At 66.8% G+C, this 19,933-nt stretch carries 20 protein-coding genes and 1 riboswitch; of the genes, 10 read left to right on the forward strand and 10 right to left on the reverse strand.

Going from position 1 to position 19,933, the window contains the following annotated elements; genetic code table 11:
- Window positions 1-67: 67 nt before the first annotated feature.
- The 4 genes from ACF8NF_RS20130 to ACF8NF_RS20145 all read left to right on the forward strand — a co-directional run bounded on the left by ACF8NF_RS20130 (window position 68) and on the right by ACF8NF_RS20145 (window position 5,675).
- Window positions 68-1,159 carry an MBL fold metallo-hydrolase gene (locus ACF8NF_RS20130; protein WP_016446038.1) on the forward strand — a complete coding sequence of 364 codons (1,092 nt, stop codon included), beginning with the start codon at window positions 68-70 and terminating at the stop codon, window positions 1,157-1,159.
- Window positions 1,160-1,282: 123 nt separating this feature from the next.
- On the forward strand, window positions 1,283-1,693 hold the full coding sequence (locus ACF8NF_RS20135) for a polyhydroxyalkanoate granule-associated phasin (protein WP_016453442.1): 411 nt from the start codon (window positions 1,283-1,285) through the stop codon (window positions 1,691-1,693).
- 216 nt (window positions 1,694-1,909) lie between these two features.
- Window positions 1,910-3,370: a D-serine/D-alanine/glycine transporter gene (gene cycA, locus ACF8NF_RS20140; protein ID WP_203399389.1), complete on the forward strand. Its 1,461-nt coding sequence runs from the start codon at window positions 1,910-1,912 to the stop codon at window positions 3,368-3,370.
- A 310-nt stretch (window positions 3,371-3,680) separates the two neighbouring features.
- Window positions 3,681-5,675, forward strand: a complete 1,995-nt coding sequence (locus tag ACF8NF_RS20145) for a TonB-dependent receptor domain-containing protein (RefSeq protein WP_392451130.1) — start codon at window positions 3,681-3,683, stop codon at window positions 5,673-5,675.
- Window positions 5,676-5,770: 95 nt separating this feature from the next.
- Here the strand turns inward: ACF8NF_RS20145 and ACF8NF_RS20150 are convergent, their stop codons facing one another.
- Window positions 5,771-6,262, reverse strand: coding sequence for a rod shape-determining protein (locus ACF8NF_RS20150; protein WP_227741015.1), 492 nt, complete (start codon window positions 6,260-6,262; stop codon window positions 5,771-5,773).
- Window positions 6,263-6,265: 3 nt separating this feature from the next.
- The gene (locus ACF8NF_RS20155; RefSeq protein WP_392451131.1) at window positions 6,266-6,715 is read right to left on the reverse strand and encodes a winged helix-turn-helix transcriptional regulator; all 450 of its coding nucleotides are present in this window, start codon (window positions 6,713-6,715) and stop codon (window positions 6,266-6,268) included.
- 76 nt (window positions 6,716-6,791) lie between these two features.
- On the opposite strand from ACF8NF_RS20155, the gene ACF8NF_RS20160 reads away from it, so the two are divergent.
- Window positions 6,792-8,003: an MFS transporter gene (locus tag ACF8NF_RS20160; protein ID WP_392451133.1), complete on the forward strand. Its 1,212-nt coding sequence runs from the start codon at window positions 6,792-6,794 to the stop codon at window positions 8,001-8,003.
- Here the strand turns inward: ACF8NF_RS20160 and ACF8NF_RS20165 are convergent.
- Window positions 8,000-8,767 carry a helix-turn-helix domain-containing protein gene (locus tag ACF8NF_RS20165; protein WP_013802455.1) on the reverse strand — a complete coding sequence of 256 codons (768 nt, stop codon included), beginning with the start codon at window positions 8,765-8,767 and terminating at the stop codon, window positions 8,000-8,002. The genes ACF8NF_RS20160 and ACF8NF_RS20165 overlap by 4 nt on opposite strands.
- A 128-nt stretch (window positions 8,768-8,895) precedes the next feature.
- Here ACF8NF_RS20165 and ACF8NF_RS20170 point away from each other — a divergent pair, with 128 nt between their 5' ends.
- On the forward strand, window positions 8,896-9,702 hold the full coding sequence (locus tag ACF8NF_RS20170) for a sulfite exporter TauE/SafE family protein (RefSeq protein WP_392451134.1): 807 nt from the start codon (window positions 8,896-8,898) through the stop codon (window positions 9,700-9,702).
- 9 nt (window positions 9,703-9,711) lie between these two features.
- Here ACF8NF_RS20170 and ACF8NF_RS20175 read toward each other — a convergent pair whose 3' ends face one another.
- Both ACF8NF_RS20175 and ACF8NF_RS20180 read right to left on the reverse strand, forming a co-directional pair.
- On the reverse strand, window positions 9,712-9,903 hold the full coding sequence (locus tag ACF8NF_RS20175; protein ID WP_013802457.1) for a helix-turn-helix transcriptional regulator: 192 nt from the start codon (window positions 9,901-9,903) through the stop codon (window positions 9,712-9,714).
- A gap of 25 nt (window positions 9,904-9,928) precedes the next feature.
- Window positions 9,929-10,318, reverse strand: coding sequence for a hypothetical protein (locus tag ACF8NF_RS20180; RefSeq protein ID WP_392451135.1), 390 nt, complete (start codon window positions 10,316-10,318; stop codon window positions 9,929-9,931).
- Between the two features lie 95 nt (window positions 10,319-10,413).
- A riboswitch (cobalamin riboswitch) is annotated at window positions 10,414-10,641 on the forward strand.
- A 69-nt stretch (window positions 10,642-10,710) separates the two neighbouring features.
- Here ACF8NF_RS20180 and ACF8NF_RS20185 point away from each other — a divergent pair.
- Window positions 10,711-12,627, forward strand: coding sequence for a TonB-dependent receptor domain-containing protein (locus ACF8NF_RS20185; RefSeq protein ID WP_392451137.1), 1,917 nt, complete (start codon window positions 10,711-10,713; stop codon window positions 12,625-12,627).
- A gap of 4 nt (window positions 12,628-12,631) precedes the next feature.
- On the forward strand, window positions 12,632-13,582 hold the full coding sequence (locus ACF8NF_RS20190) for an ABC transporter substrate-binding protein (protein ID WP_392451138.1): 951 nt from the start codon (window positions 12,632-12,634) through the stop codon (window positions 13,580-13,582).
- Window positions 13,583-13,622: 40 nt separating this feature from the next.
- Here the strand turns inward: ACF8NF_RS20190 and ACF8NF_RS20195 are convergent, their stop codons facing one another.
- Window positions 13,623-13,943: a heavy metal-binding domain-containing protein gene (locus tag ACF8NF_RS20195; RefSeq protein ID WP_012205554.1), complete on the reverse strand. Its 321-nt coding sequence runs from the start codon at window positions 13,941-13,943 to the stop codon at window positions 13,623-13,625.
- Window positions 13,944-14,326: 383 nt separating this feature from the next.
- Here ACF8NF_RS20195 and ACF8NF_RS20200 point away from each other — a divergent pair, with 383 nt between their 5' ends.
- The gene (locus tag ACF8NF_RS20200; protein ID WP_016446025.1) at window positions 14,327-14,668 is read left to right on the forward strand and encodes an H-NS family nucleoid-associated regulatory protein; all 342 of its coding nucleotides are present in this window, start codon (window positions 14,327-14,329) and stop codon (window positions 14,666-14,668) included.
- Between the two features lie 212 nt (window positions 14,669-14,880).
- Here ACF8NF_RS20200 and ACF8NF_RS20205 read toward each other — a convergent pair whose 3' ends face one another.
- The 4 genes from ACF8NF_RS20205 to ACF8NF_RS20220 all read right to left on the reverse strand — a co-directional run bounded on the left by ACF8NF_RS20205 (window position 14,881) and on the right by ACF8NF_RS20220 (window position 18,138).
- Window positions 14,881-15,249: an antibiotic biosynthesis monooxygenase gene (locus tag ACF8NF_RS20205; protein ID WP_016453456.1), complete on the reverse strand. Its 369-nt coding sequence runs from the start codon at window positions 15,247-15,249 to the stop codon at window positions 14,881-14,883.
- A gap of 94 nt (window positions 15,250-15,343) precedes the next feature.
- On the reverse strand, window positions 15,344-16,048 hold the full coding sequence (locus ACF8NF_RS20210; protein WP_392451139.1) for a glutamine amidotransferase: 705 nt from the start codon (window positions 16,046-16,048) through the stop codon (window positions 15,344-15,346).
- Window positions 16,049-16,099: 51 nt separating this feature from the next.
- On the reverse strand, window positions 16,100-17,179 hold the full coding sequence (locus tag ACF8NF_RS20215) for a 2Fe-2S iron-sulfur cluster-binding protein (protein WP_392451140.1): 1,080 nt from the start codon (window positions 17,177-17,179) through the stop codon (window positions 16,100-16,102).
- A complete protein-coding gene (locus ACF8NF_RS20220) occupies window positions 17,176-18,138 on the reverse strand; it encodes a diiron oxygenase (protein ID WP_012205541.1) in 963 nt (320 codons plus the stop codon). Before ACF8NF_RS20220 ends, ACF8NF_RS20215 begins: the two co-directional genes overlap by 4 nt.
- A gap of 495 nt (window positions 18,139-18,633) precedes the next feature.
- Here ACF8NF_RS20220 and ACF8NF_RS20225 point away from each other — a divergent pair, with 495 nt between their 5' ends.
- A complete protein-coding gene (locus tag ACF8NF_RS20225; protein WP_174538920.1) occupies window positions 18,634-19,914 on the forward strand; it encodes a serine hydroxymethyltransferase in 1,281 nt (426 codons plus the stop codon).
- Window positions 19,915-19,933: the final 19 nt, after the last annotated feature.

Genomic DNA, 19,933 nt, shown 5'->3' on the forward strand with positions numbered 1-19,933 from the left:
CCACCATCTCGACAGGGCTGCGCCATCGGTTCCATGATGGCGGCGGCCTGAACACCGACGGAGCACCGTGAAAACAACCCGCATCTTCCGCGCCCCGATTGCCGACTACTCCCAATCGCCCCAATCGTCGGCCGGGCGCTTTCGCAACATCCATCCCCGCCCGGCCAATGCCCCCCAGCCCGACGCCAAGGTGATGTGGGACTTCTTCTTCAACAAGCCCAAGGACACCGAGCCTGCGGCGCCCCTGCCCGTGCAGCGGCTCACCCCGGCCGACCTGGCCGCCGCGCCCGAGCGCAGCCTGTACCGCCTGGGCCACTCCACGCTGCTGATGAAACTGCGCGGCGGCTGGTGGATCACCGACCCGGTGTTTGCCGAGCGCGCCTCGCCCTTTTCCTTCATCGGCCCCAAGCGCTTTCATGCGCCGCCCATCGCCCTGCATGAACTGCCCGCGCTGCGCGGCGTGGTGCTCTCGCACGACCACTACGACCATCTGGACCGTGCCACCATCCGCGCCCTGGCGCCCCGGGTCGACTTCTTCCTGTGCACGCTGGGCGTGGGCGACCGGCTCATGGCCTGGGGCGTGGCCCCCGAGAAGGTGCGCCAGTTCGACTGGTGGCAGGACGTGCAGGTGGACGGCCTGCGCTTCACGGCCACGCCGGCCCAGCATTTCTCGGGCCGGGGCCTGCGCGACGGCAACCGCACGCTGTGGGCGTCCTGGGTCATCGAGGACCTGGCAAGCGCCGACACGCTGCGTGTCTTCTTCAGCGGTGACGGCGGCTATTTCGACGGCTTTGCGGAAATCGGCCGGCGCTTCGGGCCCTTCGACCTCACGCTGATGGAGACCGGCGCCTACGACCCGCACTGGCCCTATGTCCACATGCACCCGGCCCAGACCGTGCAGGCCCACCGCGACCTGGGCGGACGCTGGCTGCTGCCCATTCACAACGGCACCTTCAGCCTGGCCATGCATGCCTGGTGGGACCCCTTCGAGCGCGTGCTGGCCCTGGGCGCCGAGCACGGCATTGCCGTGGCCACGCCCATGATGGGCGAGCGCGTGGACCTGGCCGCCCCCCATGCAGGCGAGCGCTGGTGGCGCGCCCTGGTATCTGAGGTCACGCAGGACGGAGCCGCGCCGGCACCCCGGCCCCAGCCGCGATAAGCGCGTTTTTGCTGCATTGCGTCATCGGCCTACGCGGACCGGCATGCATCTGGCTAAAGTGGAACCGGCAAGTGGATCTGGCAGGTAGATCCGGCAAATGGATCCAGAGCTTCAGGAGCGCACATGGCAAACCGCAAATCTTCCAAGGCCGCTTCGGTGGCCCGTCAGGCCACCGATCTGGCCATTGCCGCGCCGCAGGTGGTGGCGCACAGGCTCACCCGCATGGCGCTGGCCGGGGCCAATCCCTCCGCACGGGACCGGCGCGAATTCACGCGCATGGTGTCCGAGAAACAGACAGCCTTCCACCAATCCTGGGCCGCCATGGGCCTGCAGTCCATGGTCGCCAGCCAGGCCCTGATGCAGGCCTGGATGCGCATGTGGTGGATGCCCTGGAGCGCCTCCACCTGGAATGGGGGCGCACTGGCATCGCAGGCCTCGCAATGGAGCAACGCCATGTGGGGCGTGGTGGGCAAGGGCATGGCCCCCGTGCACCGCACCGCAGTGGCCAACGCCCGGCGCCTGGCGCGCGGCTGATCCACCCATATCAAACCCGCGTCATTGACTGGAGCGGCACGGCGCGGCAGGGCTGATGCGGGGGCGAGGTTCGGGTATCCTCGCGGCCTTCGTTCCGTTTTGCTGCGCTGCCGCATTTCCAGGCATGGACTCCATGCAGAGACTGAAAACACGGCCGCGGCAGGCGGATTTCCCCCTTTCTGCCATCGCTTTGCCAGTCTTCCCCGGAGTTCTCTGATGACACACAAGGCCCCGCCAACCGGCCAGGGCCTGCACGGTCAAGACGACCTGCAGCGCAATCTCACCAACCGCCACATCCAGCTCATCGCCATCGGCGGTGCCATCGGCACGGGCCTGTTCATGGGCTCGGGCAAGACCATCAGCCTGGCGGGTCCGTCCATCGTCTTCGTCTACGCCATCATCGGCGTGATGCTGTTCTTCGTGATGCGGGCCATGGGCGAGCTGCTGCTGTCCAACCTGCAGTACCGATCCTTCATCGATTTCTCGGCCGATCTGCTGGGGCCCTGGGCGGGCTTCTTCACGGGCTGGACGTACTGGTTCTGCTGGATCGTCACGGGCATTGCCGACGTGATCGCCATCTCGGCCTACTCGCAGTTCTGGTTCCCCGGCCTGCCCCAGTGGGCCCCGGCCATTGCCTGCGTGGGCCTGCTGCTGGGCCTGAACCTGCTGACGGTGAAGCTGTTCGGCGAGATTGAGTTCTGGTTCGCCATGATCAAGATCGTGGCCATCGTGGCCCTGGTGGCAACGGGGCTGTACATGGTGGGTGCCGCCTTCGTCTCGCCTGCGGGGCGTGCGGCCAGCCTGTCCAACCTCTGGAACGACGGCGGCATGTTCCCCAACGGGATGATGGGCTTTTTCGCGGGCTTCCAGATCGCCGTGTTCGCCTTCGTGGGCATCGAGCTGGTGGGCACCACGGCCGCCGAGGCCAAGGACCCCGAGCGCACGCTGCCGCGCGCCATCAATTCGATTCCCGTGCGCATCATCGTGTTCTACGTGCTGGCCCTGATCGCCATCATGGCCGTCACCCCCTGGCGCGACGTGGTGCCGGGCAAGAGCCCGTTCGTGGAGCTGTTCGTGCTCGCAGGCCTGCCGGCCGCTGCGGGCGTGATCAATTTCGTGGTGCTGACCTCGGCCGCCTCGTCGGCCAACAGCGGCGTGTTCTCCACCAGCCGCATGCTCTACGGCCTGGCGCTCAAGGGCGATGCGCCCAAGTCCTTCCACCGGCTGTCGCGCAGCAGCGTGCCCTCGCGCGGGCTGCTGTTTTCCTGCACCTGCCTGCTGGCCGGCGCCTTCCTGATGTGGGTGGTGCCCGATCTGGTGGAGGCCTTCACGCTGGTGACCACGGTATCGGCCATCCTGTTCATGTTCGTGTGGTCGCTGATCCTGCTGTCCTATATCGCCTACCGGCGCCAGCGCGCGGCCCTTCATGAGGCTTCGCGCTACAAGATGCCGGGCGGCCTGGCCATGTGCTGGGCCTGCCTGGCGTTCTTTGCGGCCATCCTGGGCCTGCTCACCCTGCAGGCCGACACGCGCCAGGCGCTGGTGGTGACGCCGGCCTGGTTTGCCCTGCTGGCCATTGCCTACCAGTTCGTGCGCCGCCGGGCATCGAGCCAACCCTCGGGCAGCTGCGCTGAGCCTTCCAGCGCCCTGCCGGGCGCCGTGGCCAAGCCGCGCTGACCTGGTTTCTGGCCGCCCCCTGCGCTCCGGGGCGGCCTTTGCACGGAGGCGCCGCACCCCGTGCTCCCTCTCAGCGCCCTGCCGACCCCCGTCATTTTGTGCACCAGACCTGTGCACAACGCCTCAGGCGTGTCCAGCGATTAGATAACGCGTGAACAAAAAACAACTGTCTTTACGTGAAGAGAAAGATGTAGATACAAATCGTTATCATTCGCACCTTGATTTTTAACCCATACGGAACTTTACAAAGATGGTCAGAATCTCGGTGCTCCGCCCTCTTCCACTTTGCGCTGCCCTGGCATGCACAGCCATGGCCCATGCCCAGTCAGCCGACAGCAAGGCCGACACGTCCTTGTCCACGGTGGTGGTGACCGCCTCGGGCACGGCCGTGGACATCAAGGAGGCGCCGGCCAGCATCAGCGTGATCACGCGGGAAGACATCGAGCGCAAGCCCGTCACCAGCATCGGCGAGCTGCTGTCCACCATTCCCGGCGTGACCGGCGGTCTGTCGGGCACGGGCGCCCAGTCCAAGATCAAGCTGCGCGGCCTGCCCGAGAAGTACACGCTGATCCTGGTGGACGGCAAGCGCCAGGGCAACTCGGCCGGCATCAACTACCGTGACGACCTGGGCTCGCAGGATCTGGACTGGATCTCGCCCGAGATGATCGAGCGCATCGAGGTGGTGCGCGGCCCCATGTCCTCGCTCTACGGCTCGGACGCCATGGGCGGCGTGATCAACATCATCACGCGCAAGATCGGCAAGCGCTGGAGCGGCTCGACCACGCTGAACTACAGCAAGCCCTCCGACAGCGACCGCGGCGACACGCGCCAGCTGGGCTTCAACATCAGCGGCCCGCTGTCCGACAAGTTCGGCCTGCGCCTGGGCGGCAACTACACGGACCGCGCTGCCGACGAGGGCACGGGCGGCTTCCCGGGCACCTACCAGTCCACGGCCGGCTCGCGCAAGCAAAACCTCAACGCCCTGCTCAACTGGCAGCTCACGCCCGACCAGGTGATCGGCATCGAGGCCGCGCAAGGCATCCAGCGCGCCACGGGCTCCGATCGGTTGGTGAATGGACGCCCCGTGGTATCGCAATGGGGCCTGAGCAAGCTGGAGCAGACCAAGTTCGGCCTCAGCCACGATGGCCGCTGGGGCGACATGACCTCCAAGCTCAACCTCGTGCACAACAAGTACGAGGACAAGGGCGACACCATCGGCAACAACTCCAAGGAAACCACTCTGGACGGCCGCATCGACAAGCCGTTGAAGCTGTGGGGACTGGACCAGGCCATGACGCTGGGCATGCAGTGGCGCCGCGAGTCGCTGGACAACCGCGACACCATCGGCCTGGCGCCCATCGACTACGCGGGGCGCCCGGTCTCGGGCTCGGGCCTGAGCGCCACCACCTGGGCGCTGTTCGGCGAGGACCAGATCTTCCTGCGAGAGAACCTGGCGCTGACGCTGGGCCTGCGCATGGACCACCACCAGAAATACGGCAACAACTGGAGCCCGCGCGCCTACCTGGTCTACCACCCGGCCTCGGAGTGGACGGTGCGCGGCGGCGTCTCGCGCGGCTTCCGTGCGCCCAACCTGAAGGAAAACTCGGCCAGCGCCGCCACGCAATCCGGGGGCAACGGCTGCCGCAGCCTGGCCGGCATGGGCTGGACCAGCACCAGCGTGAATGCCGACGGCACGCGCGGCTGCTACATGGCCGGCAACCCCGACCTGCAGCCCGAGACCAGCACCAACTTCGAGCTGGGCACCAGCTGGGACCGCAATGGCTGGGCGCTGGGCGCCACGTACTTCCACACCAACTTCAAGAACAAGATCGACTACCAGCCGCTGGGCTTCTACAACGGCTTCTGGTGGACCCGCATGGCCAACGCCCAGCGTGCCCGCACGCGCGGCCTGGAAGGCTTCGTGAACGTTCCCCTGGCCAAGGGCCTGACCTGGAACACCAACATCACCAAGATGTTCGAGTCCAAGAACCTGAGCACCGGCGCCTCGCTGCTGGCCGTGCCCGAGCTGTCCATCTACTCGTCGCTGCAGTGGCAGATCCGCCAGGGCTGGTCCGCCATGTTCAGCGCCCGCCACGTGGGCAAGGAAGTCGTGACCACGGGCACGGCCACCACCTTCGCCAAGGCCTACACGACGTTCGACGTGTCCATGAACTACAACGTCACCGACTCGATGACCCTGCGCGCCGGCATCATCAACCTGACCGACAAGGAAACCCGGACCATCGGCGCCAACTACGACAACGGCGGCCGTACCTACTTCGTGGGGATGACGGCCAGGTTCTGATGGCGCGGTTCTGATAGCGCGTTATCGGCCCTTGCGCTGACCCAGACAAAGCGCCCGTTGTGACGGGCGCTTTTTTCATGGCGAGGAACAGGGCCTCACTCCCAGATGCCGCCCTGCGCAGGGGGCTTGCGCGCCAGCAATTCCTCGTCTGTCAAGGGCCGGCCTGTCCAGACATTCACCTTCGAGGCCCCGGCCGCGCTGCCCAGCTCGCGCAAGGCCCTCAGCTCCACCTGGGTGAACCCGCCCTCGGGGTCGCCCAGCGGATGGATGACGATGTGCGGGGAGGCCGCCAGCCAGGCACGCCGATGCATGCGCCTGAGCTGGTACTTCAGAAGCTGCTCGGCCAGGATGAAGTCCGATATCAGCGAACGCGGGTGGGCGAAGGGATTGACGACTTCGGCAGGCTCCGATGCGGCCGCGAGCCTGGCCTGCGGGCCGGCCGCGAGAATCCGGCGCCGGGGCGGCGGACTCAGGGCCAGCTCGGGAACCTCCGACAGGGTCTGGCCCGTTTTCGGATTTGTCAGCGTCAGGCGCTCGGGAGAAATCTGTACGTAGATGAGTGGTAGGAAGGCAGAGAGCATGGACATCCATCAATCGATTTTCTGAACCACGGTCTGGCCCGGCAGCAAGGCCCGGCCATCACCGCCACGCGGCAGCATGGGCGCGACAGGCTGACCTGTCTGGCGGTCCAGCAGCAGCGAATGTGCCTCGCCGGGCGCAAACAAATGGCCTTCGCCCCATTGCCGCAAGGCCACGATGACGGGGAACAGGTCCAGCCCCCGGGCCGTCAGCACATATTCCAGGTAGGCCGAGCCTTCGGCGGCCGGTCGAGTTTCGAGGATGCCGGCCTCCACCAGCCGGCGCAGCCGGTCGGCCAGGATATTGCGGGCCGCGCCCAGGCTGCGCTGGAAATCGCCAAAGCGGCTGATGCCATCGAAGGCATCGCGCACGATGAGCAGCGACCAGCGGTCGCCGATCACATCCAGGGAGCGGGCCACCGGACAGGGCTGCGGTGTGTCAGGACGGGTGTCTTCTTTCATGACGTCATTGTGGTTGCATTTCAAAACTGGTTCAACTAGCATCCAACCAGTTTTGTTTTGCAACTGGATTCAATTCATGAAAGCCTTCCCAGCCTCGGACACGGTCCGCATGCCGCGCAGCCTGGTGCTGCTGTTCGCCGCTGCCAGCGGCCTGAGCGTGGCCAATGTCTACTACGCCCAGCCGCTGCTGGAGGCGCTGGCGGCCGACTTCGGCATCAGCCATGCAGCCGTGGGCGGGGTGGTCACGGCCACGCAGGCCGGCTGCGCGCTGGCACTGCTGCTGCTGGTGCCGCTGGGCGACCGGCTGGAACGGCGGCGACTCATGCTTTTGCAGTTGCTGGGCCTGGTGCTGGCCCTGGCGGCCGTCAGCACCGCGCGTTCGGCCGTTCTGCTGCTGGCGGGCATGCTGGCCGTGGGCCTGCTGGGCACGGCCATGACGCAGGGGCTGATCGCCTATGCGGCCAGCGCCAGCCAGGCAAATGAGCGCGGGCGCGTGGTGGGCGCGGCCCAGGGCGGGGTTTTCATCGGCCTGCTTTTGGCGCGCGTGTTTGCCGGCGCCGTGGGTGACGTGGCTGGCTGGCGTGGCGTCTATGCCTGCTCGGCCCTGCTGATGCTGGCCCTGGCCTGGCCCCTGTGGCGGCAACTGCCCCGGCTGGCGGTGCCCTCCCCCGTACCCGGCTACACGCAATTGCTGTCATCCATGCTCCAGCTGCTGCGCCAGGACCGCATGCTGCGCACACGCGGCATGCTGGCCCTGCTGATGTTTGCCACCTTCAACATCTTCTGGAGCGCCCTGGTCCTGCCGCTGAGCGCGCCGCCCTACAGCCTGTCGCTCACGGCCATCGGCGCTTTCGGCCTGGCCGGCGTGGTGGGCGCACTGGCAGCAGCCCGTGCCGGGCACTGGGCCGACCAGGGTTTCGCGCAGCGCACCAGCCTGGGCGCGCTGGTGATCCTGCTGCTGGCCTGGGTGCCGATTGCGCTGCTGGAGCAGTCGCTGTGCGCGTTGGTCGCCGGTATCGTGCTGCTGGACCTGGGCGGCCAGGCCCTGCATGTGACCAACCAGAGCCTGATCTTTCGCAGCAACCCGCAGGCCCACAGCCGGCTGGTGGGGCTGTACATGCTGTTCTATGCCGTGGGCAGCGGGCTGGGGGCGCTGATTGCCACCAACGCCTACGCGCGGTTTGGCTGGCACGGCGTCTGCGTTGCGGGGGCGGCGTTCAGCTTGGCGGCCCTGGTGTTCTGGACCATGACGCGGGAAACGGCTGCCCAGGCCAGCGTTCCCGCCTAGACCCGGCTCACCAGCTCCGAAGGCACCCGGCCCAGCGCCTTGCGGAACATGGTGGAAAAAGCGCTGGGGCTGTCATAGCCCAGGTCCAGCGCCACCTGCGTGACCGATGCGCCCGCAGACAGCCGCGACACCGCCGCCAGCAGGCAGGCCTGCTGGCGCCAGGCGCCAAAGGCCATGCCTGTGTGCTGCTGGAAAAACCGGCTGAAGGTGCGCAGGCTCTTGTTCAGCGCCTGTGCCCAGTCCTGCGGCGTGGCGCGAATGCTGGGCTGGGCCAGGAACTGCTTGCACAGGGCGGCCAGCTTTTCATCGCGGGGAATGGGCGCGAACAGCGGCAGGCTGCGGGCCGAGGCCAACTCATGCAGCACCAGCGTGACCAGGGCGCCGTCACGGCCCGCTTCGTCGTACAGCGCCGGCAGGTCGGCGCAGGACAGCAGCAGCTGGTGCAGTAGCGGGGTGACGACCAGGGCCTCGCAGTGCACACCCGGGCGAGGCGCAGCAGCCGGTTCGATGTACAGGCTGCGCGTGCTCACGCCCTGCATGCGCACGCTGTGCGGCTTGCTGGCCGGAATCCACACGCCGCTATAGGGCGGGATGGTCCAGGCGCCGTCGTCGGTTTCCACTTCCATCAGCCCGCTCATCCCGTAGAGAAACTGGGCACGCCGGTGGCTGTGCGTGGGCAGCAGCGTGCCAGGCGTGTAGTCGGTGCCGATGGCCAGCACATCGCGCGCCACGGCGTCCACGGAATGCAGCGGGATGTTGAGCATGGGGATGTCCGGAAAACAGCCAACAGGCTTTGGCAGGAATTCGAGGATTATTGACCTATCCGCGAAAGCAGGCCAAACCGCGGCATCCTAAGGTTCAGTCCTTGCTCGTTTTTTCCAAAGGACTGTCTGTGTTCCCTCTCCTGCTGCTGGCTTTCGGTGTGCTTGCCGGCGTGACCACCGTGCTCTTCGGCTTTGGCGGCGGCTTCGTGGCCGTTCCGCTGCTTTATGCGCTGCTGACCTCCATCCACGGCGCGGACTCCGCCGTGGGCCAGGCTGCCATGCACATTGCCGTGGCCACCTCCACCTGCGTGATGATTTTCGGCGCCTCCATGGCCACGCTGCGCCAGCACCGCGCGGGCGCCCTGCCCTGGGATCAGGTACGGCCACTGGCCGGCTTCATCGCGGCCGGCGCCGTGGCGGGCGCGGCGGCCGCCACCTGGATCAGCGGGGAATGGGTGCGCTGGGCCTTCATCGCCTACCTGGCCCTGACCATCGCCGACGCGCTGCTGCGCCCGGGCTTCGTGCACGGCACCGCCGCCCAATTGCAGCCCATGGGCCGCAGGCCCGCCGCCATCGCAGGCTTGGCGATTGGCGCGATTGCAGCCTTCCTGGGTGTGGGCGGCAGCGTGATGACCGTGCCGCTGATGCGCCGACGCGGCGCCAGCATGGCGGCCGCCACGGCCATGGCCAGCCCGCTGTCCCTGCCCATGGCCGTGGCGGGCACCGCTGCCTACATGCTGGCATCCCATAGCGCGGGGCTGGGCCCCTGGCATGTGGGCTATGTGGACCTGCAGGCCTTTGCCCTGCTGACGGCCGGATCGTGGACCGGCATCAGGCTGGCGGCCCCGCTGATCGGCCGCATTCCCGATGCCCTGCATGCCAAGGCCTACCTGACCCTGCTGGGCCTGGTGCTGCTGGTCATGATCGTGGCCTGAGCGCTGCGCTCAACCCTCCTGGAAGATCGCCTCGATCCGGGTCTCGAACACCCGGGCAATGGCGAATGCCAGCGGCAGGCTGGGGTCGTAGCGGCCCGTCTCTATGGCATTGACGGTCTGGCGCGACACGCCCAGCAGGTCAGCCAGCGCAGCCTGGCTCCAGCCGCGCTCGGCGCGCAGTTCACGGATGGTGTTTTTCATCGCCGGGCCGCCTCTGCAGCGCGGCTCATCGGCTGCGCAGCCAGTGGGCCACCGAGGCAGCCACCCAGAGCGCACCCATCAAGGGCCACACCATGAACATGCTGAGCTTGGGAAAACCTGCCATTTCCAGGAATCCGTAGGTGAAGGTGAGGCCCGCCGTGCCCGCCGCCGCAATCGCCAGCTGCTCCAGCATGGACTTGCGCAGGAACTCATCGGTATCCCGCACCAGGCGCACGATGGCCCGCACGGCCAGCGCAAACGCCAGCATGGGGCTGAGCAGCACGGCCGTGCGCGGGGCCCCGGCCCGCATGTCTGCGCTGAGCAAAAGCGCCCCCACAAGCAGCGCCATGTAGAGCAGCAGCGCAAATCCCAGCTCCTTCTGGTAGCGGCGGTTGGTGACCGTTGTTTGATTCATGGAAGTCTCTCGCAATGTGTAAAGGATGCTTGACATTGTGCGATGCCACCCGCGAGCATGTCAAGCAAGCTTTACATCGGCACTGAACGCCCCGCCGTACAATCGCCGCCGTTGGTGCCAGCAGCCCCAGGGGCTGCGGTTAAACGGGAAACATGGGGCGGCCAGATAAAGCCGCCCGCATGTACTGCCCCCGCAACAGTGAGTGAAACGCCGCGTGCATGGCACCGGCCCCCGCCAAACCCGTGCCACTGGGCGTACAGCCCGGGAAGGCCTTGGCGAGTGCGTCACCAGTCTGGATACCGGCCAACAGGCGGCCGGCCGCGCATGCAGCGCAGCCGGTCTTTGTGGTTTCCGTGCCGGCGGGGTCGCTGGCGCGCAACTGGCTCGCATCCATGCACACCCTCGCCCTCGCGCGCGCCCCTGGCGCCGCTCTTCGCTCGCCCTCGGCGTTCCCCGTACTGTGCACCTTGTCCGCCCTGGCTGCGGCCTCACTGCTGGCCTGCCAGGCCCAAGCACAACAGGCACAACAGGCACAACAGGCGCAGCGGGCACAGACCTCCCAGCTCGATACCGTGGTCGTCACCGCCTCGCGCAGCGAGCAGTCCCTGCGCACCGTCACGGCCGACATGACCGTGATCGACGCCGAGACCATTGCCCGCAGCGGCGCCACGGGCGTGGCCGACCTGCTGGTCCAGGTGCCGGGCGTGCAGATCAACCGCAATGGCGGGCCGGGCCAGGTCACCTCGGTCTACCTGCGCGGCACCAGCAACCAGCACACTGCCGTATTCATCGACGGCGTGCGCTACAGCTCGCAGGAGCTGCAGGGCGGCGCGGTCTGGTCCACCCTGCCGCTGGCGCAGATCGAGCGCATCGAAGTGCTGCGCGGCCCAGCCGCCGCCATCTATGGCTCAGACGCCATGGGCGGCGTGATCCAGATCTTCACCAAGCGGGCGGACGGCCAGACCCGCGCCTATGCCGAGGCCGGCATAGGCAACCAGGGCACCAGCAAGCTGGCCACAGGATTCCAGGGCGGAGCCAACGGCTTCACCTATGGCTTGAACCTGGCTGACGAGCGCAGCGACGGCTTCGACGTCTACCCCGGCAACACCTTCTCGCCCAACCCGGACAAGGATGGCTACAGCAACACCTCGCTGGGCCTGAACGCGGGCTACAAAACGGGCATCCACCAGATCGATGCCAGCCTGCTGCACAGCCGCCTGCGCACGCACTACGACCAGAGCCCGCCGCCGTTCGACGACTACGACGTGGTCAAGAACACCACCGGCAGCCTGCGCTGGCAGGCCGGCTGGAACGCCATGTACAAAAGCGTGGTCCAGATCTCCCATACCGACAGCCAAAGCGACCGCCACACCCAGTCGCCCGAACGCGCCGACGGCAGCTCCACCAACTACCTGCTGCAGAACCTGTTCACGCTGGGCCAGCACCGTTTCAACATCGACCTGGAGCGCCGCGAGGACAAGCTGGACACGCAATACGCCTGGACGCAGAACACCGACAGCCGGCGCGTGCAGAACTCCCTGTCGGCCGGCTGGCGCCTGACCGAGGGCCGCCACCAGTTCGACGCCAACCTGCGCCACGACCAGGTGCGCGACCAGCAGAACAAGACCACGGGCGGCCTGGGCTACGGCCTGCAGATCGACGAGCGCTGGCGCTGGGTGGCATCGGCCGGCACGGCCTTCAGAACTCCCACGCTGTACGAGCGCTTCACGGGCCAGGCGGCGGCCGACCTCAAGCCCGAAAGCAGCACCAACGTGGAAACCGGCCTGCACTATGCGGCCGGTGCCAACCGCCTCTCGGCCGTGGTCTACCGCAACAAGTTCAAGAACCTCATCACCTACGACTGGAACAGCGCCGTTCCCTGCAACTGCTACCGTAACTGGCAAAGCGTGGAGATCACCGGCCTGACGCTGTCTGGCGGCACGCGCCTGGGCAGCGCCAATCTGGGCGCCTCGCTGGACTTCATGAACCCCGAGAACCTGGAGACCGGCAAGCTGCTGCCCTACCGCTCCAAGCGCATGCTCAAGCTCAATGCCGACACCCAGGCTGCCGGCTGGACGCTGGGCGGCGAAGCGCAGCTGTACAGCGGCCGCTATGCCGACGAGGCCAACACCTTCAAGCTGGGCGGATACGGCGTGGCCAACCTTTACGCCCAGCGCCAGCTGACAAGGCAATGGACGCTGCTGGCCCGGGTCAACAACATCGCCGACCGCGACTACGCACCCACGCGCGGCTATGCGAACGCAGGCCGCACCGTGTTCGTCAGCGTGCGCTGGACTCCCCTGCCCTGACCCCATGCATCTGCTTCTGCGCCTGCTTTCGCGCCTGCCCCGCATCCTGCTGCTGACCGCCGCCCTGGCCTGCGCAGGCGGCGCGGGCAACGCCTTTGCGCAAAAGGCGGCGGATGCGGGATCGGGCGGGGCAACCACCACCTACACCGTCACCGACATGCGTGGCCGTCAGGTGCGCCTGGAGCGCGTGCCGCAGCGCATCGTCTCGCTGCTGCCCTCGCTGACCGAATCGCTGTGCGCGCTGGACGCCTGTGAGCGCATCGTGGGCGTGGACGAATTCTCCAACCACCCGGCCCGTGTGGCCGCCCTGCCCAAGCTGGGCCACACTTTTGCCCCGCTGGTCGAGGCCACCGTGCGGCTCAGGCCCGACGTGGTGCTGATGGCGTATTCCGCACCCGTCATCGCGCAGCTGGAGCGCTTCGGCATTCCCGTGCTGGCACTGGACGCCAACGACATGGCGCAGCTGGAGCAGGTACTGCACAAGCTCGACCAGCTGCTGCAGGTGCAGCGCGCCAACGCCCTGCTGGCGCGCATGCAGGCCGAGGTGGACCAGCAGGCCAAGGCGCTGGCGGCGCTCACGCCCGCCGGGCAGAAGGTGTATTTCGAGGTGGACGCCACGCCTTATGCGGCGGGGCCGGACTCCTTCATAGGCCAGCTGCTGCAGCGCCTGGGCGCGCGCAATGTGCTGCCGCCCAACCTGGGGCCCTTCCCCCGCATCACGCCCGAATACGTGCTGCGCCAGCAGCCCGAACTCATCATCCACACGCCGCAGACGCCATCGGCCAGCTTTGCCACCCGCCCCGGCTGGAGCCGCATGCCCGCCGTGCGCTCGGGCCGCATCTGCGCGCTGGACCTGGTCGAGACGGACGTGGTCTCCCGCCCCGGCCCGCGCCTGGGCGAGGCGGCGCGGGCGCTGGCCCGCTGCCTGGAGATGCGGGGCGCAGCGCCGCGTTGACTTCGCTGGCCTGCTTGGCCCGCTTGGCCGATGGCCCTGCCTACTCCAGCACCACGGCCGTGCCGCTGGCAGACACCATCAACATGCCGTTGCCCTGGCCCAGCACTTCGTAATCCAGGTCCACCCCCACCACGGCATTCGCGCCCAGTTCCTGGGCGCGTTCCTCCAGCTCCTTGAGCGCAATCTCGCGCGCCCGCTGCAGCTCGCGCTCATAGGTGGCCGACCGCCCGCCCACGATGTCGCGCAGCCCGGCAAACAAGTCCTTGAACACATTGGCGCCCAAAATCGCCTCGCCCGCGACCACGCCGCAGTAGCGGGTGATGCGGCGGCCTTCGATCTGGGGGGTGGTGGTGATGATCATGAGAAATCCTCGGTGAAGATGTTGAAGATGGATTTTGGCCGCCCAGCCTGCGCGAGCCCAACGCAAGGCAGGCCTGCAAGCTGCAGTCTGACATAGGCCTGCGCTATCATCTTTCGCCTTCAGATCTCGGAAGGTGGTTTCAAAAAATTCAATCGCGTGCAGGAGCCATTGGGACTCATCTCCATCTAGGTAGCGAAAAAATCAATGCGAGACCCACCTATTCGGCTCCACCCGCGTCGCAGCGCCCCATGGCATTGCAAGGCGCCGCAAGCCGCAACATCTTCCCCGCGCCCCAGGCTTGCACGATCGATCCGGCACGATAGGTTCGGCAAGCGCGCGCCCCATCAGCCCCATAATCTGGCTTCAAAAATTTCGCACCCCCTATGACACAGTCCCTCAAAGAACTCCTTGCGGCCAAGGCCGCGCTGGACATGGAAATTGCCAAGGCCCGCACCTCGGCGGCCGACGCTGCCCTGTCCAAGGTCCAGAAGCTGGTGACCGATTTCGGGTTCACCCAGCAGCAAGTGTTCCCCTACATCCCAGCAAAAACCAGCGCACCGGCGAAGTATCGCGATCCGTCTACAGGAGCAACGTGGACAGGTCGCGGCAAGCCTCCGAACTGGATCAAGGACCAGGATCGCGACGACTTCCTCATCGAACGCAAACCCGAGGCGGCCCAAGGCCCGTTCCTCGCAGAAATGGCGGCAGCGGCAGCTCGCAACTGAAGGCGCTGCACAAGGCGGCACGCAGGATGCCGTGCGGTGCGGTGGAGTTCCGATGCGAAGGATCTGTGCCTTCCGAAAAAAAGCCCTCTGAGCATTCAGCGGGCTTTTTTTCCGGCCTGGTGCCGGCAGCGTAGTCACTGCCGGCATCTTTCGATGGCGTGCATCGCGCTCCGGCAGGGGTACCAGCCGGGCCTTTGCGGCACCGCCAGCCCTCAGGCGTGGCTGACGGGGCAGCTGCCTGCCTTGCCCATGATGCTGTCGGCAGGCGCCTGCGCGCGGTCAGTCAGGCCGTAGTCGCGCAGCACCTGGGTGACGCGCACGCGGTAGTCCTTGAAGATCTTGTCGCGGCCGGCGCGCTGGGCGCTGAGGTGGGCTTCCACGTTGCGCCACTGGACGACGGCTTCCTCGTCGCGCCAGGTGGTGACGGACATGACTTTCTCGGGGTTGAGCGTGCTCTGGAAGCACTCCACGGAGATGAATCCCTCCATGGGCTTGAGCATGGGGGTGAGCTTGTTGACCAGGTCCACATAGGTCTGGTTCTGGCCGGGCAAGGCCTGCAGTTCGAACAGTACGACAACCATCTTCAACTCTCCTTTTTTCGGGAACAGAGATTCCGGCGCCGCGCAGCGGCGGCTCCGGCGTGGGGGAAACGGGTGAATGGGCGCCGCCGCAGGTTCAGCGGCTGCGCTCCAGGTGGGCCAGCCAGGCGGCCAGCACATCGCGCGCGGCCAGGGCCAGCAGGCCGCCGTATTTCTGGGCATCGGCGCGCAGGGTGCGCGGGTCCACCTGGGCCATGCCGAGCTCACAGGCATGGCCGACCAGCCAGCGCTCCAGCCGGGCCGCGTCGGCCTCCAGATGGAATTGCAGGCCCAGCACCTGCGGTCCGACTGCGAAGGCCTGGTTGGCGCCGATGGCGGTGCCGGCCAGGTGCACGGCGCCTTCGGGAATGTCGAACTGGTCGCCATGCCAATGGAGCACGGGCACGCCGTCCAGCCTGGACAGGGGCGAGGCCAGGCCGGCGTCGGTGAGCGTGAGCGGCGAGAAGCCGATTTCCTTGACGCCCAGCGGGTAGACCCTGGCGCCCAGCGCGCGCGCAATGAGCTGGGCGCCCAGGCAGATGCCCAGCAGCGGCTTGCCGCTGTCCAGCCAGCGGCGTACGGCCGCCAGCTCCTGGGCGACGAAGGGATAAAGCGCCTCGTCATAGGCACCTATGGGGCCGCCCAGCACGACGAGCAGGTCGGCACGGCCCAGGTCCAGGGTGTCAAGCTCGCCGATGCTGGGATCGACGTACTGCACTTCGTAGCCGCGGCTGGCGAACTCGGCATGCAGGGTACCCAGGTCTTCGAAGTGGATGTGGCGCAGCGCGATGGCTTTTTTCATGGGAGGAACTCAGGTGGATACAGGAGGGTGGCTTGGAACGTGCGGAGCCCGTCAGGCGCCGGGCTTGAGATCGACGTGGATATGGCCTGCCGAGGGGAAGGTGCAGCAGGCCAAGGCATAGCCGGCTTCCTTTTCCCTGTCGCTGAGGCAAAAGTCCGCCTCCAGCCGTGAACTGCCTCCCGTGATGCGGATGCGGCAACTGCCGCAGATGCCGGCCCGGCACTGGCTGCGGATGGCAATGCCCACGCCTTCCAGGATTTCCAGCAGGCTTTTGCCGGACGCGGCTTCGACAATCTGCCCGCTGTGCGTGATCTGCAGCTGGCATGCCTGCGCGGTCTCGCCTGGCTGGGCGGTGGATGCGGCAGGCGGCGTGAAGGCCTCGATGTGCTGTATGGCACCGGGAAAGCAGGCCCGCGCATGCTCGCGAAAGGTCTGCGCAAAGGCGTGGCCACCACAGATGACCACCGCCTGGGGCTGGCCCAGCGCCAGCAGGGACTGCTGCGAGGGGCGGCCCGGCACGAAGGGGCCGTGGGCGGCAATGTCTTCGCGCGTGATGTGGATACGCAGGTCGAACCAGGGGGCCGTTTCGCACAGCTGCTGCAGCTCCTGCAGGAACGGAATGTCGGCCATGCGTGCAAAGCACAGCAGCAGCGTGGTGCGGGGCACGCGCTGGCCCTGCTGGCGCAGCCGGTCCAGTTCGCGCAGCAGCGCCAGCGGCAGGGTCAGGCCGATGCCGCCGGCCAGCATGACCAGGGAGTCCAGGCCCAGCACCAGGTCGGCCGTGATGTCGCCGGCCACGCCGCCCAGCGGCAGCGTGGAGCCTGCGCGCAGCACTGCATGCATGTGGTCGGAGACGCTGCCCCGGCCCGAGCTTTTGACGGCAATGTCGAACTGGCCGGCGCCGTCGTGCTCGCTGCAGGGCTCGTAGCGGGTGATGGAGTACAGCCGCTGCTGCACGGCGCCACTGGCGTCGGCATGCTCGATGGCCACATGCCGGCCGGGCCGCAGGCCGCCGAGGAACTGCGCCGAGGCGCCCTGCACGCGCAGGGTGTAGACCATGACGCCGCCCGCCTCTGCCCGTGCAGCGGCGCAGCGCGCGAGCATGCTGCCTGCCTGGAGGGCGGCGCTCATGCCTGCATCTCCTCGAGGACCGAGGACACCAGCGCCACGCTGCCGCCCAGGTTGCGGCCCGCCAGGCCGATGCGGTCGATCAGGCTTTGCACCGAGTCGGTGTAGACGCCGATCTCGTTGCTGTCGCCCACGTCGTGCAGGATGTCGCGCGCATGCGGCATGCCGACCATGGTGAAGACGGTGGACCAGGCGCCCAGTTCGTTGTTGGCGAACATCTGCACGGTCTTGAGGATGATGGAGCGCAGGTAGCTGCGCTCGCGGTTGCTCAGGCCCTGGACGATGTCGGTGGCCACCGAGCTGAAGACGCTGGAGTGGCTCCATTCGTCCACGGCGTGGGTGCGCGTGACCTCGTGGCAGATGGGCTGGATGGAGCGGTCCTCGGCCATGGTCTTGAGGTAGTCGGTGATCAGGGTCTCGCTGGCGCAGGCAATGGCGAAGCGGGCCAGGCGGCGCTCCCATTCCGCGCCGCACTGCGCCAGCACGCCGTTGCGCCAGCCGACGAGGTTGAAGTCCGCGTAGTCCAGCGGCGCCAGGCCGCGCATCTCGTAGATGTAGTTGCAGGCCATGATGGACATGCGGGTGTGCAGGGCCTCGTCCAGCAGGGCCTGGGACATGACGTCCTGCAGCAGCGCACGGTTGGCGCTGGGCGGCGGGGTCTTGATGATGTCCTCGCAGGCCGGCGTGACCACGTTGCACTCGATGTAGATGGTCTTGAGGTTGTAGATGCCCCAGGCGTAGGACAGGCATTGGTCGCGCAGGTGCTGTGGTGCCTCCACCCATGCCTGGTGATCGCGAAACGGCAGCAGCGAGGCGGTGAAGTCCTGCCGGGCGGGGTCGAACGCCAAGCCGCAGTAATCAGGCAGGTCCTGATTCACGGCCGCTCTTGACTTCCAGAGCAGGGACAGCTTTTTGAGCGCATCGCGCACGGCGTCATCTGTCCGAGAGATATCGAGATTCATTTTTCAACTCCGTGTGATTGAACTTGATTGATCTGAGTCAAATCGCCTATTCCCTCCCCCCGCTTTCTCCATCTGCCGCAATCACCAATGGCGCCGCAAATGGCACTGCAATTGACGCTGCAGATGGCAGATACGTTGTCATGGATTTCTTCACTCTGTCATATTCCACCTTGAATCAATCTCCCCGACTGCAGATTGCGGATGATTCCTGGCGGTATTGGATCTCATGACTTTCAACGTCTGGCGGCGAATTCTATGGAGAGAGCGTGGATTCAAACAGACCTATTTTCGCCAATGAACCAGACCGCTTTTTTCAACGGCTTACATTGGCATGCCACCTTAATTGGTCTGCTCACCCGCTGAAACATGGTCGGAATCAAGGCCGCTGCACTTTGTAGACTGCCCATTACCGATGCGCCCTGGTTTCCAAATCCTTCCATAATCCGGGCGCTGCCGATTCCCGTGCTTCAGCGCCTCCAAGACAGCCAATGCGACATGGACGATTTATCGCTCCCCAGAATCAATTCCCTGGAACTCCAACACGCGGACAGCGAGGCCTGGGACGCCATAGCGGCCGAGCGGACACGGCAGGCGCGTTCGATTGAATTGATTGCCTCTGAAAACTTCGTGAGCCGCGCGGTGATGGAGGCGCAGGGCTCGGTGCTGACCAACAAATACGCCGAGGGCTATCCCGGCGTGCGCTACTACGGCGGCTGCGCCAATGCCGATGCCGTGGAGAACCTGGCCATTGCGCGTGCCAAGGCGCTGTTCGGCTGCGCGCACGCCAACGTGCAGCCGCACTCGGGCAGCCAGGCCAACCAGGGCGTGTACCTGGCGTTCCTGGAGCCCGGCGACAAGATCATGGGGCTGGACCTGCGCTCGGGCGGGCACCTGACGCATGGCTCCAGCGTGAGCGTGTCGGGCAAGTGGTTCCAGTCCATCAGCTACGAGGTGGACGCCCGCTCCCAACTCATCGACATGGACCAGGTGCGGCGCATTGCGCTGAAGGAGCGGCCCAGGCTCATCATTGCCGGAGGCTCGGCCTATTCACGGCAGATGGACTGGGCCGAGTTCCGGCGCATTGCCGACCGGGTGGGCGCCATCTTCATGGCCGACATCGCGCACGTGGCGGGGCTGGTGGCCGCGGGCGTGTTCCCCTCGCCCGTGGAGCACGCCCATGTGACCACGACCACCACGCACAAGACGCTGCGCGGGCCGCGCGGCGGCATGATCCTCTCGGCCGACGCCGAGATCGCCAGGCGCATAGACGCCGCCGTGTTTCCGGGCCTGCAGTCCGGGCCGCTGATGCATGTGGTGGCGGCCAAGGCGGTGGCGCTGGGCGAGGCGCTCAAGCCCGCCTTCCGTACCTATGCGCGGGCCGTGGTGGACAACGCCCGCGTGCTGTGCGACCGGCTGTCGCAGGGCGGGCTGTCCGTGGTGTCCGCAGGCACGGACTGCCATCTGGGCGTGATCGACCTGCGCCCCTGGGAGCTGACGGGCAAGGCCGCCGAAACGGCGCTGGAGCAGATCGGCATCACGGTCAACAAGAACGCCGTGCCCGGCGATGGCGCGCGGCCGCTGGTGACCTCGGGCATCCGCGTGGGCAGCGCGGCCTGCACCACGCGCGGCATGGGCGCCGACGAGTTCCGCGAGATCGGCGACATGATTCTTGCCACGCTGGGCGGCATACGCAGCGGCACCATGAACGCGCGCACGCTCAAGTCCATCCACGAAGGCGTGTCCGACCTGACCGGGCGCTTTCCCCTGCCCTACTGAGGCATGCAGCGTCCGGCGT

It is taken from the genome of Delftia sp. WSY_22, assembly GCF_043104185.1.
Taxonomy (GTDB): domain Bacteria; phylum Pseudomonadota; class Gammaproteobacteria; order Burkholderiales; family Burkholderiaceae_C; genus Comamonas; species Comamonas tsuruhatensis.

Coding starts and splice junctions, on each gene's coding strand:
- cycA (WP_203399389.1), top strand. CDS start 1,910: ATGACACACAAGGCCCCGCCAACCGGCCAGGGCCTGCACGGTCAAGAC.
- ACF8NF_RS20225 (WP_174538920.1), top strand. CDS start 18,634: ATGGACGATTTATCGCTCCCCAGAATCAATTCCCTGGAACTCCAACAC.
- ACF8NF_RS20135 (WP_016453442.1), top strand. CDS start 1,283: ATGGCAAACCGCAAATCTTCCAAGGCCGCTTCGGTGGCCCGTCAGGCC.
- ACF8NF_RS20145 (WP_392451130.1), top strand. CDS start 3,681: ATGGCCCATGCCCAGTCAGCCGACAGCAAGGCCGACACGTCCTTGTCC.
- ACF8NF_RS20175 (WP_013802457.1), bottom strand. CDS start 9,903: ATGAAAAACACCATCCGTGAACTGCGCGCCGAGCGCGGCTGGAGCCAG.
- ACF8NF_RS20180 (WP_392451135.1), bottom strand. CDS start 10,318: ATGAATCAAACAACGGTCACCAACCGCCGCTACCAGAAGGAGCTGGGA.
- ACF8NF_RS20215 (WP_392451140.1), bottom strand. CDS start 17,179: ATGAGCGCCGCCCTCCAGGCAGGCAGCATGCTCGCGCGCTGCGCCGCT.
- ACF8NF_RS20165 (WP_013802455.1), bottom strand. CDS start 8,767: ATGCTCAACATCCCGCTGCATTCCGTGGACGCCGTGGCGCGCGATGTG.
- ACF8NF_RS20220 (WP_012205541.1), bottom strand. CDS start 18,138: ATGAATCTCGATATCTCTCGGACAGATGACGCCGTGCGCGATGCGCTC.
- ACF8NF_RS20205 (WP_016453456.1), bottom strand. CDS start 15,249: ATGGTTGTCGTACTGTTCGAACTGCAGGCCTTGCCCGGCCAGAACCAG.
- ACF8NF_RS20200 (WP_016446025.1), top strand. CDS start 14,327: ATGACACAGTCCCTCAAAGAACTCCTTGCGGCCAAGGCCGCGCTGGAC.
- ACF8NF_RS20190 (WP_392451138.1), top strand. CDS start 12,632: ATGCATCTGCTTCTGCGCCTGCTTTCGCGCCTGCCCCGCATCCTGCTG.
- ACF8NF_RS20195 (WP_012205554.1), bottom strand. CDS start 13,943: ATGATCATCACCACCACCCCCCAGATCGAAGGCCGCCGCATCACCCGC.
- ACF8NF_RS20185 (WP_392451137.1), top strand. CDS start 10,711: ATGCACACCCTCGCCCTCGCGCGCGCCCCTGGCGCCGCTCTTCGCTCG.
- ACF8NF_RS20160 (WP_392451133.1), top strand. CDS start 6,792: ATGAAAGCCTTCCCAGCCTCGGACACGGTCCGCATGCCGCGCAGCCTG.
- ACF8NF_RS20210 (WP_392451139.1), bottom strand. CDS start 16,048: ATGAAAAAAGCCATCGCGCTGCGCCACATCCACTTCGAAGACCTGGGT.
- ACF8NF_RS20155 (WP_392451131.1), bottom strand. CDS start 6,715: ATGAAAGAAGACACCCGTCCTGACACACCGCAGCCCTGTCCGGTGGCC.
- ACF8NF_RS20150 (WP_227741015.1), bottom strand. CDS start 6,262: ATGTCCATGCTCTCTGCCTTCCTACCACTCATCTACGTACAGATTTCT.